Origin of the sequence: Streptomyces spongiae (assembly GCF_009377185.1) — a bacterium.
Classification (GTDB): Bacteria; Actinomycetota; Actinomycetes; order Streptomycetales; family Streptomycetaceae; genus Streptomyces; species Streptomyces spongiae.
In genome coordinates this window covers 1-1,824 of record NZ_VJZC01000999.1, presented here as the reverse complement: position 1 = coordinate 1,824, position 1,824 = coordinate 1, and the positions used below count along the sequence as shown (strand labels likewise).

Below are 1,824 nucleotides of genomic sequence, written 5' to 3'. Positions count from 1 at the left end.
GTCCAGTGGTCATGGGCCACTGGACGGCCGCTTCATGTGTGTGGAAAGTCCGGTGGTCGCGTCCGCGGTCCGCCGGAACAGCTATCCCTACTAGACCATGCCGTAGTTGGAGGCGTTGTTGTTCTCGCCGAGGTACTCGGGGACGAGTGCGGCGAACAGGGGGTGGAACGCGCCTCCGCCGAAGCCGGAGAGGAACGCGAAACCCAGGGCGAGCGGTTCGTTGCGGTGCCGATCCGATTCTCCGACCCGGTGGACGCGGCCCCGAGAGTCGGTGATCTCGCGGTATGACGTGCTCTCGGCGGTCCGCGTGGCGAGGGGATCGGCCGTCATGTCAGGCCATCTCCTCACCGAGAGGTTGCGGGTTCGGCTGCACAGGCTTGCTCCTGGGACGCCCCGGCGGGTGCAGGAACGTGGCCACACAACCGGCGAAGAGCGAGATCGAGCCGGCCAGGATGAACGCGCCGGCGTAGTCCCAGGCGCCGACCACCACCGCGCCCATGCCGGAACCGAGGAGGCCCGACACCAGCTTCGACGAGTACACCAGGCCGTAGTTGGAGGCGTTGTTGTTCTCACCGAAGTAGTCCGCGGTCATCGCGGCGAACATGGGGAAGATGGCCCCGCCGCCGAAGCCGGAGATGGACGAGAACAGCAGGAAGAGCGGCAGGTTGCCGATGTTCCCGGAGAACAGGATGCCGTACTGCGACAGCCCGAGGACGATGCAGACGAAGATCAGGCACTGCTTGCGGCCGTAACGGTCGGACAGCCAGCCGATGACACCGCGACCGGTGCCGTTGACGATCGCCTTCAGCGACATCGCGGTCGCCACGATGCCGCCGGCGAAGCCCGCCTCGTCACCGAAGGGCACCTGGAAGGCGATGCCGAAGATGTTCACACCTGACGTGCACAGCAGACAGAACCACATGAGGGCCACACGTCCGGTCTTCCACGCCTCCTTGGGGGTGTACTGGTGCACGGCCGGCGGGTTCTTCTCCAGTGCGCGCCGGGCGCGGGCGTCGGTGGGCTTCTTCAGCGGGTCGACGTCGGCCGGCCACCAGTTCTTCGGCGGATCCCGGAAGAAGTAGCCCGCCACCGCGACGAGCGATGCCAGGAACAAGCCCACCGAGACGAGCACCCAGCGGAAGTTCGTCAGGTCCATGTAGCCGGTGAAGATGAAGACGAACGGCACCGAGCCGTAGGCGAAACCGCCGTTCACGAAGCCCGTCTTGCCGCCCTTGCGCTCCGGGTACCACTTGGCGACCATGTTGACGCAGGTCGCGTAGACCATGCCCGCGCCCATGCCGCTGAACATGCCGAAGCCGATGTACGCGACGACCACATGCGGCGCGAACGCCAGCGAGAGGTAACCCAGCAGCGTGCCCAGCGCGCCGAACATCATCGCCCAGCGGGCCGGAAGTTTGCCGCTCTCCCGCAGCTTGCCCGCGGGGAAGGCCACTGAGGCCTGGAAGAAGACCCAGACGCCCAGCATCCAGAAGATGTGCGCGCTGCTCCAGCTGTGAGCCGTGTGCAGAGTGTCCTCGGCGGACGCGAACGCGTACTCGGCCGAGCTGATGCCCATCATCCCGACCCACGGAAGGATGACCATCCACTTGCGTTTGCGGCCCATGATGTCGATGTCGGTTTCACCGATGCGGTAGACGCGTCCGTTCGCGTCGGCCACCTCTCGGTACGGAACCGATGCGGGGAGATCGGTGGTTGTCATATCGCGAATGCACCCCTTGCGTGGAAAGTTCTGGCCAGCGCCCCCTGTCCAATGCCTTCCGTGTGCGCACGGGTCCTGGGGGCGGCCGACGCGCACCGTCGGCC

Annotated in this window: 1 protein-coding gene and 1 pseudogene; both read right to left on the bottom strand. The window is 66.2% G+C overall.

Translation table 11 applies throughout. The annotated features are described in order from the left end of the window. Positions 1 to 93: 93 nt before the first annotated feature. Positions 94 to 225, bottom strand: a pseudogene (locus FNH08_RS52885) (MFS transporter); the annotation flags it as partial. 106 nt (positions 226 to 331) lie between these two features. Then, complete coding sequence (locus tag FNH08_RS49545) at positions 332 to 1,720, bottom strand: OFA family MFS transporter (protein ID WP_152778540.1); 1,389 nt, start codon at positions 1,718 to 1,720, stop codon at positions 332 to 334. Positions 1,721 to 1,824 lie beyond the last annotated feature (104 nt).